Source organism: Massilia aquatica (assembly GCF_011682045.1).
Lineage (GTDB): Bacteria > Pseudomonadota > Gammaproteobacteria > Burkholderiales > Burkholderiaceae_D > Telluria_A > Telluria_A aquatica.
Genome location: NZ_VVIW01000015.1, coordinates 105,854 through 119,452, shown reverse-complemented (window position 1 = coordinate 119,452; position 13,599 = coordinate 105,854). Strand labels below are relative to the sequence as shown.

The following is a 13,599-nucleotide window of genomic DNA, read 5'->3' as shown; positions in this document are numbered from 1 at the left end:
TCAGTGATCAACATCAGGGGACCGGCGGCGTGGCGCCGGCCAGGTCGATGCGGCGCTGCAGGCGTGCCGCTTCGACCGTGTCGCCGGCGGCCTGGGCGCGCTTGAGCGCGACGCCGAGCCAGGTCAGGAGCGGCCTGCGCCAGCCCTGCTCCGAGGCGGTATCGGTGGCCACCACGATGTCGGCGGGAGCGGTGCGCGCCTGGCGCATCAGAACCCCGGCGGCGACCAGGCGCGAGAGCGGATCGGCAATCGGCGCCAGCACGCTCTTGCCGTCGCCCGCGCGCGCCGCCGCCAGCACCGCGCGGTGCTGCTCGGGCAGCAGCGTAGCATCGAGGCCGTCCCAGCGCCCGCCCAGGTAGGCGGCATAGGCGCGTTCGGCCGCGGTGGCGTCCTGCGCCAGCGCCTCGAAGGCGGGACAGCTGTCGTATTCCAGGCTGGCCACGCGCGTGGCGCAGCGCACCAGCTCCGCGTGCGCCACCAGATCGGGGCGGCCGGTGCTGGCCATCTCGGCGCGCGCACGCGCAAATTCGGTGGTGGCGATGCCGCTCTCGCCGCGCAGGTAAGCATCGCTGAAGCCGGCCAGCGCACTGCCGGCGTTGCCCTTCCAGGCCGGCGGCGGCGGATTGCTGCCGCAGGCGGCGAGCAAGGCGGCGCTCAATGCGGCAAGGTAGATGGTCTTCATGGCAGTTTCAGCTCCGTCTCGCGTGCAAAGGGCCACTTGCGGTTGATTTCATCGATCAGGCGCGTCACCTTGCGCAGGCTGGCGTCCACCTCGGCGCGCAGCGCGCCCAGGTCCTTGGTCGCCACCTTGGCGTTGGCGCCCACGGCCTGCGCTTCGACCAGCACCGCATCGACTTTTTTCAGGCTGTTGCTGGCGTCCTTGAGCACCACCTGCAACTGCACGATGGCCAGCTGCGCCTCGTCCATCACGCCCTGCTTGCCGAACACGCGCTGGTCGGCCTTGATCAGGAGGTTATCGACATGTTCCAGGGTTTGCAGCAGTTTTTTGGCCTCGCCTTCGCTGCCCAGCGCCGTGCCAAGCAAACCGTACTTGCCCGACAGGCGCCCGGTCGCGGCCTGGATGTTGGCCAGGCTGGTGTTGATGGCCGAATCGCTGCGCGTCATGTTTTCCAGGTTTTCCAGCAAGGCGCGCGCGCTGGCGACCAGACGCGGAATCTCGGCGGCGGTGTCGCCGCGCAGCACCGTGCGCACCGAATCGGGCGGCAGCACCGGGTCGCTCAGGATGCCCGAAAACGCCTTGATGCGCGTGTCGCCCACCAGGCCCCGTTCGACGGTGAACACGCTCGAGGTCTTGAGCCATTTGGCGTCCTTGCGCGGCACGTCGACCAGGATGCGCACCTTGCCGTCCGGCGCCAGCTCGACCCGCTGCACCCGGCCCACCGGAAATCCCGAAAAGGTCACGTCCATGCCGGGAATGACGCCGTCCGAATCCTCCGACAGCAGCACCAGGCGCTGGGTGCTTTCGAACACCCCGCGCGCATACATCACGTACAGCAAAAAGGCGACGATCAGGGCGCTCATCAGCACCAGCAGCAGCACTGCCTTGACTTCGACGTTGGCGACCGCCTCGGGCGGCGCGTCGTCCGGGTTGGCATTGGCCGGGTTCATCTTGGTTTCCACTTGCTTGTTCACCTATATATATTTGACGGCCAGCGAGCCGGCTTCGATCAGCAGCAGCACGAACAGCAGGCGCACCGCGCCCGGCTGCACCGTGGACGAGGAGGTGCGTCCGTAGCGGTGTGCTTCGAGAATCGCCGCGCTCGGGATCACCGCCACCGACAGCCCGAAGAACACGGTCTTGAGCACGAAGCCGACGGTCACCGCCGGGTTGAAAATGCGCCCCACCGTGCGCGTATAGTCGCCCACGCCCCAGGGCGAGAGGCCGTACACGCTGGTGTAGGCCAGCACCAGCACGATCACGCTGCTGACCATGGCCAGCGAGAGGACCGCAAAAGCATTCGCGATCACCTGCGGCACCAGGTCCTGGCGCAGGCGGTTCTGGGCCTGGCGCGAACGGTCGGGCGTGGAGGCGGCGGCCAGCGCCAGCGCGTCGCCGGCATTGAACGCCAGGCCCGCGCGCAGCGCCACGAACATGGCGGCGGTCAGGGGAATGAGTTCGAGCACCAGCACCCGCACCACCATTTCGAGCGCGTAGCGCGACAGGCCGTAACTTTGCGAGGTGACCACCACCACCCGGATCAGCACCAGGCTCACCAGCGCGGCCAGCAAGGTAAACCACGGCAGCACCTGCCAGGTGCTGGTGTAGATGTAGCGCGAGGTGGCCAGGCGGTTGCTGCGGTTGTAGGTCGAGGGCGAAAACGCCATCACCAGCGCCACCGCCCCCAGGTACACCATGTACCACCAGCTGAAGAAGAAGCGCCAGGCGTGCCGGCCCCAGTCGCGCGGCTTGGAGTACAGGAACGACTTGGGCAGGATCGCCACTTAGTGCCGCCGCGCTTGTTGTACGCCGCCTACCTCCATGATCGCCCCCAGCGCTTTTTGCAGCTGCGCGGTGGAGCTGATTTCGGCGGTAAAGGTCATGCGCGCCTGCCCCTTGGCGCTCTGGGTATTGACGCCGATGACGTTGATCTTCTCGCGCGAGAACACTTCGGAAATATCGCGCAGCAGGCCCTGGCGGTCGCCCGCGAGGATGAACAGGTCGACCGGATAGACCGTGTCGTGGCCGGCGCGGCCCCAGTCGGTGTGGATCACGCGCTCGGGCGCCTTGGCGCGCATTTCGGCGAAGTTCTTGCAGGTGGCGCGGTGGATCGAGACGCCCTTGCCGCGCGTGACAAAACCGACGATGCCGTCCGGCGGCGCCGGTTTGCAGCACTTGGCAAGTGCGGTGAGCAAGCCTTCGGTGCCGACCACCAGCACGCCCGACTTGGCGCCCTGCTCCACGCTCGAGGCCCGGCTTTTGCCCAGCACCACCGCGTCTTCCGGCACCACCACTTCGCCGGTGTCGTGCAGCGCCTGCTCCACGTGGCGCAGGCTGAATTCTTCCTTGCCGACCGAGATGAACAGGTCGTCGACCTTGGCGAAACCGAGCTTGTGCGCCAGGTGCTCCAGGTTGACGGCGGTCTTGCCTTCGCGCTGGAGCGACTTTTCGACCATGGCGCGGCCGTGCGCCAGGGTCTCTTCCAGGTCGATCGCGTGGAACCAGGCGCGCACCTTGGCGCGCGTGCGCGTGCTGACCGTGTAGTCGGCATTGAGCCAGTCGCGCGACGGGCCGGCGGTGCCGGGCGCGCCCTTGGCGGTGATGATCTCGCAAGTCTGGCCATTTTTCAGCGCGGTATTCAATGGCACCATGATGCCGTCCACGCGCGCGCCGCGGCAGCGGTGCCCGACTTCGCTGTGCAGGTGATAGGCAAAGTCGATCGGCGTGGCGCCGACCGGCAGTTCCAGCACGCGCGCCTGCGGCGTAAGCACGAAAATGCGGTCGTCCAGGGTGGTCGACTTGAGCTTTTCGACCCATTCGCGCTGGATCTCTTCCTGCCCCACGACGACGTCGGCCACGTCGGTCTTCCAGGCCAGCAGCTGGCGCAGCCAGGCGATCTTTTCATCGTAGGCCTGGCCCTTGAAATTGGACCCGCCTTCTTCCTTGTAGCGCCAGTGCGCGGCGATCCCGTACTCGGCGAAGTTGTGCATTTCCTGGGTGCGGATCTGGACTTCAAGCGGACGACCATCGTCGGCGGTGACCACCGTGTGCAGCGACTGGTAGCCGTTCGGCTTGGGGCGCGAGATGTAGTCGTCGAACTCTTTCGGGATCGGGGTCCAGATATTGTGGACCACGCCCAGCACCGTGTAGCAGGTCTTGTCGTCGGCCACGATCACGCGGAAGGCGCGCACGTCATAGAGCTCGGTGAAATCGAGCTCCTTGCCGCGCATTTTGCTCCAGATGCTGTAGATATGCTTGGGCCGTCCGAACACTTCGGCCGTGATGCCGGCCGCCGCCAGTTCGTTTTGCAGGCGCACGATGGCCGACTGCACGAAGCCTTCGCGCATCATGCGTTTTTCTTCGAGCATCTTGGCGATGCGCTTGTAGGTATCGGGCTCGATGAAGCGGAACGACAGGTCTTCCAGCTCCCACTTGAGCTGCCAGATGCCGAGCCGGTTGGCCAGCGGCGCGTACAGGTCGAGCGTTTCGCGCCCGTAGGCGCAGGTCAGTTCATCGAAGCGCTTGATCTCGGCAAAGTAACGCAGGGTGGTCACGCACGAGGCCAGGCGCACCAGCACCACGCGCATGTCGGTGGCCATCGCCAGCAGCATCTTGCGCAAGGTTTCGACCTGGGCCACGGCCTGCTGGGCCGCGTTCTTGCCACGGCCCACAGTCTGGTGGCCGACCGTCATGTCGCGCAGGCGGATCAGCTGGCGCACGCCGGTCACGAGGTCGGTCGCCTCGCGTCCGACCCGCGCTTCCAGTCCCTCCACGGCCTTCGGATCGAGCACCGTCAGCTCGAACATCAAGCCGGCGATGCGGGTTTCGGCATCGCTTCTTAAATACGCCAGGGTGCTGGCCACGCCGACCGCGAAATCGAAGGCGGCCTGGCCCGAGGCGCAAGCCATGTCCTTGTAGGCGTCGCTCGCATACGCCAGCGCGCTTTCGACGCGCGCGCAGTCCTCCAGGCTGAGCCCCTGTACCAGTTCGGCCGTTGTGCTGCCGAGTGCTGCAATCGAGACCATGCGGCTTAGCGCAGGGCTGCGGTAACGACGATCTCCACCAGGCATGCGGGGTCGGCCAGCCTGGCTTCGACGGTGGCGCGCGGCGGCGTGTGGCCCGATGCCACCCATTCGTCCCACTCCGTGTTCATGCCGGCGAAATGGGCCATGTCGGCGATGAAGATCTGGGCCATCAGGATGCAGCTCTTGTCGCTGCCCGCTTCGGCCAGCAGGCGGTCGACGTGGCCGAGCACTTCGCGCATCTGGCCGGCGATGTCGGCGGAGGTGTCTTCGGCGATCTGGCCGGCCAGGTAGACCGTGCCATTGTGAATCGCCACTTCGGACAGGCGTTTTCCTACGTGCAGTCGTGTAATTTCCATAATGTCTTTCAAGTACCAATCAAAAATTGTCGTGCAACGGCGATCTGGTCGTCGTGGATGAAGGTCGGGGCATGGCCCACACCGGGGATTTCGACCAGCTGCGCATGCGGGCCGCGCGCGGCCATGCTGGCGGCGGTGGCGCGCGAGAGCAGGTCGGAGTGCTCGCCGCGCACCAGCAGGGTCGGGCAGCCGATTGCATCGTAGGCGGCCCACAGCATGGCTTCGTCGGCCCGCGTGCTCTCCGGCGTGGCCGAGCGGAACGGCAGCGCCAGGCCCATGTCGTAATGGCGCACCCACTGGCCGTCGGCTTCCTGGCGCAGCACGTCGCGCGCCAGCTTGTCCCATTCCGCTTCGGTGTGCTCGCCGAACGACTGCGAGACTTCGCGCACGAACTGCGCGGCCGCCGCATACGTTGGAAAGCGCAGCTCCTGGCCGATGTAGTCGCCGATGCGCAGCAGCGCCGCCGGGTCGAGCGTGGGGCCGATGTCGTTGAGGACCAGTTTGCGTACCGGGGTGCCGGGCAGCGACGCCAGGGCCAGGCCGATCAGGCCACCCATCGAGGTGCCGAACCAGTCGACGCCGTCATTGCCATTGCCTGCCGTGACGCGCGCGATCAGCGTCACCATGTCGCTCACGTACTGCGGCACCCGATACAGCTGCGGGTTGGCCAGGCGCCCGGAGCGGCCGCGCCCGACCACGTCCGGCGCCACCACGCGGTAATAGCCGGCCAGCGCGCGCGCCAGGTGATCGAAATCGTCGCCCACGCGCGTGACGCCATGCACGCACACCAGCACGCGCGGATTGGCCGCGTCGCCCCACTCCTTGTACGACATCTGGTGCAGGCCGGCGGGCGACATGCACTGGACGGATTTGATTCTTGCCTCGCTCATGCCGGCTCCTGTTGAGGTGTTGTCAAGCGTGTCGATCCGTCGCCATTGTCCAATGTGTGCTTCAATCTTCACTGCGTTTAGAATTCTACCTCATCCCCCCCAAACTCTTTCTGTAGAGGACACAATGAAATCAGGTATGTTGAGCGGTAAAACCGCACTGGTCACCGGTTCCACCTCCGGCATCGGCCTCGGAATCGCGCGTTCGCTGGCCCGGGAAGGCGCCAACATCGTCTTTAACGGCTTCGGCGACGCCCAGCAGATCGACAAACTGCACACCGACCTGGGGCGCGAATTCGGCGTACAGACGGCGTACCACAACGCCGACATGTCGAAGCCGGCCGAGATCGAGGCCATGATGCGGTTCGCGGCGGACAAATTCGGCGGCGTCGATGTGCTGGTCAATAACGCCGGCATCCAGCACGTGGCCAATATCGAGGATTTTCCGGCCGAAAAATGGGATGCGATCATCGCGATCAACCTCACCTCGGCGTTTCACACCACGCGCCTGGCGCTGCCCGCCATGAAGCAGAACAACTGGGGCCGCATCATCAACCTGGCGTCGGTGCACGGCCTGGTGGGATCAAAGCAGAAATCGGCCTACGTGGCGGCCAAGCACGGGCTGGTCGGTTTTACCAAGGTCACCGCGCTGGAAACGGCCGGCACCGGCGTAACCTGCAACGCCATCTGCCCGGGCTGGGTGCTCACGCCGCTGGTGCAAAAACAGGTGGACGACCGCGCCGCGCGCGACGGCATCGGCAACGAGGACGCCAAGAAGGCCCTCTTGGGCGAAAAGCAGCCGTCCGGCGAATTCGTCACGCCCGAAGAACTGGGCGCGCTGGCCGTGTTCCTGTGCAGCGCGGCCGGCAACCAGGTGCGCGGCGTGGCCTGGAACATGGATGGCGGCTGGGCTGCGCAGTAAGCGCCCGTCAGCGCCAGCGGCTATTTGGCGCTCTGCAGGGCGCGCGCCGCGACCAGCTTCTTGTTGAGCGCCGCGAAGGTGCGTTCGTCGGCCTTGTTGGCGATGACCAGCTTGTCGTTCTTGACGCTGAACTGGCCCGGGCGCTCGGCGGCGAACGCCAGGATGGCGCGCTGGGCCGGGATGATCGCATCCTGGGCCTTCTCGAAACGGTCCACCATCGCGACGACGGGCAGCACCGACTTCGCGGCGTCCGCCACGTGGCCCGTGTCGAACGGCATGTCGATCTTGTCGAAGCTGTCGTTCGCTTGCTGGACGCTGGCGCGCTGTTCGGTCACGAAGCGGCCCGCAGCCACTTCGACCAGATCGAGCCTGCGCAGGCTGGATGCGACCTTCTCCGGTGACGCGAGGTTGGCGGGCCAGAGCATTTCTCCCCATGCCATTTCCTTGACCGTGCGCAGCAGCTCCCGGTTCGCATGGGCCGACTTCACCGCGCAGACCACCATGGCGAGGGCCAGTTCGTCGGCCGCGGCTACGCCGGTATTGGTCGACCAGTATTGAATCGACACCGGCGCGCTGTATTCGTCGACCCTATTGATGTCGCCGATTGTCAGCCGCGCCACCGCGACCGCGGTTTCGGTCAGCTTGTGGAGCGCATCGGCTCCCCATTCGTTGGCGGCCTGCTCGATGGCGGGCCGGGCCGCCTTGACGGCTCCGGACAGCAGCAGCGCCGGCGGCAAGGCGTTGAACGCCGCCACATCGTCGGACTGCGCGGCGCCGGCCGGCAGCGCCAGGGCCCGTTGTCCGGGCGCAGTGGCGTAGGCTTCGGCGATACTGCGCGCCTCCTCCAGGGTCAGGTGGCGCGCCAGCGCGCGCAAGATCAGTTCCTGCTGGCGCTGCGGCGTGGTGGTGGCAAACAGGTGCTTGAACAGCGCTTGCTGGGACGGGCGCAATGCGGGGTTGTCCCTGACCGCCGCCTGGAGCAGGGTTTCGCCCTTGACGACCGACAGCATCTGGCGCACCGCCTCGACGTGGGCCGCAGGCAGCGGTGCGGGCATGGCCGCTTTCACCGGCGCGGCGGGAATGGCGCGAGTGGCGGGAGTGGCGGCAGCGGCCATCTGCAGCGGCGACAGCAGGGCAAGCAGCAGCGGCGCGCGCAGCGCCGTGCGGGTAACAGCGTGGATCATCGTGGTTGTGGTGTGCAAGATGGTGTTGATGGTAGTTATTATTGTTTGCTGGACGGGACGGTCAGCGTGGTACTGGTCTTATCGCGTTTGGCCGGGCCGCAGGCATCGGACTCGTAGCGCAGCGCGACGGCGTAGGTTTCGTCGGAGTAGCGGCTCACCAGCAAGCTTTGCGAGGAGTCGTAGCTGGCCCCCTTGGCGCGGTCGGTGAAGCACACTTCCAGGTCTTCGATGCCGTCGTTGTTGATGTCGGCGCGGCGCACCACGCGCAGCTGGTACAGCCAGCGTTCGCCGTCGAAGGTGACGCCATCGTCGCCGCTATTGGTCGGTAGCATGCCGAAATCGGCAAAGGTGCGCAGCTCCGGCGTGCGGCGCGCGGCCAGCGAACTGCGCACCGACGCCAGGTCGAAGTTATCGGCCAAAAAGCGGCCCAGGTCGAGCTGGGGGAAGAACGAAGTCACCTGCTTTGGCGCCGGCTTCGCTTTCGGTGCGGCGTACGCGATGGCCGGGGCGATGGCGGCGGCGAGCAGTAAATGGCGGAGTAGTCTCATGGCGGGTTCCCGAATGGCCGACGCAGGGTCGAAAGCACAACTATACCGCGTGCGGCACGGCCGCATGCACAATTAGGGCAGCGCCGGCGCCGAGTTGGCGACTATCTGGTCCAGGGTGTCCTGCATCTCGCCCAGCATGCCCAGCCAGCGCGAGCGCCCGGCGCTGTCGGAGGCCTCGACGCCGTTGGCGGTGACGATGAACTGGCCCGGGCGCTCGCTGGCGAAAGCGAGCATGCGATCGTGGATGTCGTACTGGCGGCGCTGCAGGATTTCCAGTTTGGCCAGCTGCGCCAGGCGCCGGTCGAAGGCGCGGTGCAAGGCGGCGATCAAGCGGTCGTGCGCCGCCACGCCATTGGTCGCCAGCTGCGCGCGCGACGCCGCCACCACGGCCCTGGCGGACACGATGAACGCTTGCGATGGCGCCCGCATCAGCGCCACCTGGCGCCGCGCGCGCGCCGCCGCATCGGCGCTGGTCATGGTCGCGGGGCTGAGCAGGTCGGCGCTGCCGAGACGGTCGAGTTCTTCGTCGAGGCGCCAGGCCAGCAGCGCGCTGTCGCGCACCATGCTGCGCGAGGCGGCCATCATGCGGTCGATGCCGGCGTGGCCGGTCGGCTGCGGCTCCGGCGGTACGGTGCCGCGCCTGGCCGGGTCGTTCAACTGCGCGTTGTACCCGGCCGTGCGCGCCGTAGCGGTGCCGGCCAGCTGCACCAGCGCAAAATCCGCCCAGCCCAGCAGCACCTCTTGCATGCGCGCCCGGTTGGCCTGTTCGGCGCCGGCGAGCAGGCGTGCCTGCGGACCGGCGTTGAAGGCATCGACAGCGGCGCTGCGTACCCCGTCCAGCGCCTGTTGTCCGACCGGGGTGGCGTAGGCAAGGGCCAGCGCGCGCGCCTGCGCGGCGTCGATCTGGCTGCGCAGGATCATCACCATCTGAGCCACCCCACCGCCGCCCGCATGCTCGATAAAATAGTGGGCATTGGCGCGCTGGCCGGGGTTGGCGCCGGCGGCGCTGTCGATCAGCGCGTGCAGGCGCCGTTCGTAGTGCAGCACCGCCATCAAATCCCACAGCGCCCTGGTGTGCTCGTCGATGGCGGCTTGCTGCGCGACTTGCGCGTCGATGGCCTTGCTGGCGGCCTCGAACGCCGCCTCACTGGCGGCATGGATGGGGTTGGAGCGCGGCGGCGCCTTCACGGGCGCACCATGGACGGCGTTCGCCAACAGCAAGAAGGCGCAGGCGGCGCCGTGCGACAGGCGATTTTTCATCGGTGACAGGGCAGGAGGCAGCGCAGAGGTCTGCGTGGGGAGCAAGAGTTTCAAATAGGAAATTATACGCGAGACGCGCGGACGTTCAGCGCAAAAACTTGCCGGCCTTGCTTTCCAGGATAGCGATCAGCTCGGGTTGCATGTACGTGTAGTTGTCGGCAATATCGAGGCAAATCACTTTCTTGCCGTTCAGATGGGCGCGGAAGCGCTCGCCCAGGCGCCGCCGGTGCGCCTTTTCCATCACGAACACGATGCTGGCCCAGGCGATCTGCTCGGGCGAGAGCGGCACCGAGGCGTCGCCACCCAAGCCGGCCGAGTCGGTCTCGACCCCGGGCCAGCTGGCGAAGAGCTGTTCGGCGGTCGGACTGCGCAGCCGGTTCTGGCTACAGATAAATAGTGCTCGGTGCATGCTGTTCCTTGAATGCCAATCCGGCATTATCCCACGCGCAAGGTCGTTGCGAAGGGCTTGAATCGACCATCGGGCATTGCATGAAACAGGGGCCGCGAAAGTCGAGGCTGTTGTTTTCCGATTCCGGTGACAGCGTTAAATATTGCCGATAATCAAGCATTATATATTTACATCTGGAAACTTCGCACTCTGCGGATATCCACAATAGATGACGTCCCGGATTTCGATAAAGATACAGATAATCAAATATCGAACGGAGACACCGTCATGAAACAACCCTTCTACAAGATCCTGTATGTCCAGGTGCTGATCGCCATCGTGTGCGGCGTGCTGCTCGGCGTGTTCTACCCGAAACTCGGGGTCGACATGAAACCGCTGGGCGACGGCTTCATCAAGCTGATCAAGATGATCATCGCCCCCGTGATTTTCTGTACCGTGGTCGCCGGTATCGCCGGCATGCAGGACATGAAGAAGATCGGCCGCGTCGGCGGCAAGGCGCTGCTGTACTTCGAGGTTGTCTCCACCTTCGCGCTGGCCATCGGCCTGGTCGTCGCCAACGTGGTGCGTCCGGGCGACGGCTTCAACGCCGATCCGGCCACGCTCGACACCAAGGCCATCGCCGAATACACCGCCAAGGCCAAGAACCAGAGCACGCTCGACTTCGTGATGAACATCATCCCGAACACCGTCGTCGACGCCTTCGCCAAGGGCGACATCCTGCAAGTGCTGCTGTTTGCGATCCTGTTCGGCTTCGCGCTGTCGATGCTGGGCGAGCGCGGACGTCCGGTCACGAAACTGATCGACGACCTGTCGCATGTGATTTTCGGCGTGGTCGGCATCGTCATGAAAGTAGCTCCCATCGGCGCCTTTGGCGCGATGGCCTTCACCATCGGTAAATTCGGCCTGGCCTCGCTGCTGCCGCTGGCCAAGCTGATGGGCTCCTTCTACCTCACCTGCGCCCTGTTCGTGTTCATCGTGCTCGGCACCATCGCCCGCATGACCGGCTTTTCGATCTTCCGCTTCATCGCCTACATCAAGGAAGAACTGCTGATCGTGCTCGGCACCAGCTCCTCGGAAAGCGCCCTGCCCGCCCTGATGCGCAAGCTCGAAAAACTCGGCTGCTCCAAATCGGTCGTCGGCCTGGTGGTGCCGACCGGTTACTCGTTCAACCTCGATGGCACCAACATCTACATGACCATGGCGGCCCTGTTCGTGGCGCAGGCCACCAACACCGACCTGACCCTCAGCCAGCAGCTCACCATTTTGGGCGTGGCGATGCTGACCTCCAAGGGCGCGTCCGGCATCACCGGCGCCGGCTTCATCACCCTGGCCGCCACCCTGGCCGTTGTGCCGACCATCCCGGTGGCCGGCATGGCGCTCATTCTCGGCATCGACCGCTTCATGAGCGAATGCCGCGCACTGACCAACTTTGTCGGCAACGGCGTGGCCACCGTGGTGGTCTCGCACTGGGAAAAAGAACTCGATCACGAGCGCATGAAACGCGAACTGGCCAATCCAACCCATATGGACGACGACAGCGAACTGTACCCGGTTCGCAAAGCCGCCTGACCCTCGCCCTCTCCCGCAGGGAACCACCCACCCTGCGGGAACCCGGCTACTTCAAACGATAGAGCACGTCGACCGGCTGCGCGAATTTCAGCGACATCACCGTCAGCAGGTCGGCGCGCTCGGTGCCGATTCTCTGGTCCAACGACGAACGTGCACCGGCCTCGCTCGGCGCCAGCCCCATGGCCCGCGTGAGGTTCTTCAAGTCTCCCGTACTGACCGCGCTCGCCGCTCCCAGCTTTCTTCCCAGTCCGGCCGCAATCCCCTCCGCCTTGCGGCGCGCGATTTTCAGCGCGTCGCCCGCCAGTTCCATCTCGATTTTTTCGCGCTGGGTCGTATCGAACACGATCATGAAACCGTCCAGGTTGGGCATGGTCAGCAGCGGCGTGGCGGCGGCGCGCCATTGGGCCAGGTTGCGCACGTTGACGCGCACCCCGGCGCGGATATCGTACTGCACCGGCGTGCTCGCCCCCGCCGGGTCCTGCTTGCGGAAGTCCTTGCGCACATCGCGAATCTGCACATCTTCCAGCGGCACGCCCGCCTGCGCCATGGCCGCGCGGATCTCGGTGGCGCGCGCCTCGACCACGCCCACCGCCACGGCCGGATCGGCGTCGAAGGCGGCGATCTCGAAATCGATCTGCCCCAGGTCCGGCATGGCGACCGCGGTGCCCATGCCGCTGACATGAATGAAGGGATAGTCGGGCAAGCCGGACGCTTGCGCGGCCATCGGCAACAGCAACAGGGCGCCGGCGGTGGCGATCGATTTGAGCATGGGTTCTCCGCAGATGATCTGAAATGAAAACCCCAGAATACGCATTGTAGACAATGTTGTCTATATAAATTTCAGCGCCAGTAAACCGGGAAGAAATTAATAGACAACTCTGTCTAGACAGATTAATCTATACATCGGACACCGCCCAAACCAAGGCGCACGACGCCCTCAAAGGAGACCGCATTACCCCATTTATCAATTCGATGGCCGTACTGGCAGTTGCGGCCTGCGCCGCCTTCAGCGCGCATGCCGCGCCGGCCGGCGCCAGCCACCCCAAGGTCGACCTGGCATCCTGCGCCAAGCCGGCCTACCCGGCCGACGCGCGCGCCGCAAAGCATGACGGCACGGTGAAGCTGGCCTTCCTGGTCGGCGCCGACGGCAAGCTGGCCGACAGCAAGGTGGAAAGCTCGAGCGGCCACGCGGCGCTCGACGACGCGGCGCACCAGGCGCTCAAGCTGTGCACGTTCCGCCCGGCCAGCGCCAAGGGCAAGCCGGTGGAAGGCTGGGCGCGCGTCGCCTATGTCTGGAAACTGTAATCAGGCGCGCCTCGCGCTGCCTAGCGCAGCGCGATCAGCAGCGCCGCGACCCCGATCGCGGCCAGCGGCAAGCCATTCATCAGCAGCGCCATCCAGCCAAGCCAGCTGCGCGTATCGGCAGGTGCGAGCGCGGCCACGGCCAACAGCGCGCCGGCCAGGCATCCCAGGCCGAGCACAATGACGCCCTGCCCCACGCAGCGCATGCCAAAGTCACCGCAGCCGCCGGTCCATCCCGAAAACGTACCGCGCGTGACCAGGACCGCCAGCGCGTAAGCCAGCACGGCGACGCCGATGCCCGCCAACGCAAGTTGAGCACTCTTCAATGAATCCTCCATCGTGTCGTTTGCATGGACTGCACAGCGATGGTACTGCCGATGCCCGCCGCTGGCAAAGCCAAACCTGCCCCCATCATAGACAATTCTGTCTATTTGCGTTAACCTGAGCTCTGTCATCAA

Annotated in this window: 15 protein-coding genes; 3 read left to right on the top strand and 12 right to left on the bottom strand. The window is 65.7% G+C overall.

What is annotated here, in order from left to right; translation table 11 throughout:
• Positions 1 to 13: 13 nt before the first annotated feature.
• Genes F1609_RS22465 through F1609_RS22440 form a run of 6 tightly spaced genes read right to left on the bottom strand, consistent with a single transcriptional unit; the run spans position 14 to position 5,950 of the window.
• The gene (locus tag F1609_RS22465) at positions 14 to 682 is read right to left on the bottom strand and encodes a hypothetical protein (RefSeq protein WP_167078888.1); all 669 of its coding nucleotides are present in this window, start codon (positions 680 to 682) and stop codon (positions 14 to 16) included.
• Positions 679 to 1,629 (bottom strand): MlaD family protein, encoded by a 951-nt coding sequence (locus F1609_RS22460; protein WP_167078887.1) that lies wholly within the window; start codon positions 1,627 to 1,629, stop codon positions 679 to 681. The genes F1609_RS22465 and F1609_RS22460 overlap by 4 nt, the downstream gene beginning before the upstream one ends.
• A gap of 24 nt (positions 1,630 to 1,653) precedes the next feature.
• Entirely contained in the window at positions 1,654 to 2,463 is an 810-nt protein-coding gene (locus tag F1609_RS22455) for an MlaE family ABC transporter permease (RefSeq protein WP_370661660.1), read from the bottom strand.
• Positions 2,464 to 4,704, bottom strand: a complete 2,241-nt coding sequence (locus tag F1609_RS22450; protein WP_167078886.1) for a RelA/SpoT family protein — start codon at positions 4,702 to 4,704, stop codon at positions 2,464 to 2,466.
• Positions 4,705 to 4,709: 5 nt separating this feature from the next.
• Positions 4,710 to 5,060 carry a RidA family protein gene (locus F1609_RS22445; RefSeq protein ID WP_167078885.1) on the bottom strand — a complete coding sequence of 117 codons (351 nt, stop codon included), beginning with the start codon at positions 5,058 to 5,060 and terminating at the stop codon, positions 4,710 to 4,712.
• An 8-nt stretch (positions 5,061 to 5,068) separates the two neighbouring features.
• Entirely contained in the window at positions 5,069 to 5,950 is an 882-nt protein-coding gene (locus F1609_RS22440) for an alpha/beta fold hydrolase (protein WP_167078884.1), read from the bottom strand.
• A 136-nt stretch (positions 5,951 to 6,086) separates the two neighbouring features.
• On the opposite strand from F1609_RS22440, the gene F1609_RS22435 reads away from it, so the two are divergent.
• Positions 6,087 to 6,869 carry a 3-hydroxybutyrate dehydrogenase gene (locus F1609_RS22435; protein WP_229422004.1) on the top strand — a complete coding sequence of 261 codons (783 nt, stop codon included), beginning with the start codon at positions 6,087 to 6,089 and terminating at the stop codon, positions 6,867 to 6,869.
• A 20-nt stretch (positions 6,870 to 6,889) separates the two neighbouring features.
• On the opposite strand, the gene F1609_RS22430 is transcribed toward F1609_RS22435, so the two are convergent.
• From F1609_RS22430 to F1609_RS22415, 4 genes are all read right to left on the bottom strand, one after another.
• The gene (locus F1609_RS22430; protein ID WP_167078882.1) at positions 6,890 to 8,071 is read right to left on the bottom strand and encodes a hypothetical protein; all 1,182 of its coding nucleotides are present in this window, start codon (positions 8,069 to 8,071) and stop codon (positions 6,890 to 6,892) included.
• Between the two features lie 20 nt (positions 8,072 to 8,091).
• Positions 8,092 to 8,601 carry a hypothetical protein gene (locus tag F1609_RS22425; protein ID WP_167078881.1) on the bottom strand — a complete coding sequence of 170 codons (510 nt, stop codon included), beginning with the start codon at positions 8,599 to 8,601 and terminating at the stop codon, positions 8,092 to 8,094.
• A gap of 72 nt (positions 8,602 to 8,673) precedes the next feature.
• Positions 8,674 to 9,861 carry a hypothetical protein gene (locus F1609_RS22420; protein ID WP_167078880.1) on the bottom strand — a complete coding sequence of 396 codons (1,188 nt, stop codon included), beginning with the start codon at positions 9,859 to 9,861 and terminating at the stop codon, positions 8,674 to 8,676.
• An 85-nt stretch (positions 9,862 to 9,946) separates the two neighbouring features.
• On the bottom strand, positions 9,947 to 10,270 hold the full coding sequence (locus F1609_RS22415) for a low molecular weight protein tyrosine phosphatase family protein (protein WP_167078879.1): 324 nt from the start codon (positions 10,268 to 10,270) through the stop codon (positions 9,947 to 9,949).
• 267 nt (positions 10,271 to 10,537) lie between these two features.
• On the opposite strand from F1609_RS22415, the gene F1609_RS22410 reads away from it, so the two are divergent.
• Positions 10,538 to 11,839, top strand: coding sequence for a dicarboxylate/amino acid:cation symporter (locus F1609_RS22410; RefSeq protein ID WP_167078878.1), 1,302 nt, complete (start codon positions 10,538 to 10,540; stop codon positions 11,837 to 11,839).
• 46 nt (positions 11,840 to 11,885) lie between these two features.
• Here F1609_RS22410 and F1609_RS22405 read toward each other — a convergent pair whose 3' ends face one another.
• Positions 11,886 to 12,608 carry an SIMPL domain-containing protein gene (locus F1609_RS22405; protein ID WP_167078877.1) on the bottom strand — a complete coding sequence of 241 codons (723 nt, stop codon included), beginning with the start codon at positions 12,606 to 12,608 and terminating at the stop codon, positions 11,886 to 11,888.
• A 203-nt stretch (positions 12,609 to 12,811) separates the two neighbouring features.
• Between F1609_RS22405 and F1609_RS22400 the strand changes: the two genes are divergently transcribed.
• Positions 12,812 to 13,144 (top strand): energy transducer TonB, encoded by a 333-nt coding sequence (locus F1609_RS22400; protein WP_167078876.1) that lies wholly within the window; start codon positions 12,812 to 12,814, stop codon positions 13,142 to 13,144.
• Between the two features lie 20 nt (positions 13,145 to 13,164).
• On the opposite strand, the gene F1609_RS22395 is transcribed toward F1609_RS22400, so the two are convergent.
• The gene (locus F1609_RS22395; protein WP_167078875.1) at positions 13,165 to 13,467 is read right to left on the bottom strand and encodes a hypothetical protein; all 303 of its coding nucleotides are present in this window, start codon (positions 13,465 to 13,467) and stop codon (positions 13,165 to 13,167) included.
• Positions 13,468 to 13,599: the final 132 nt, after the last annotated feature.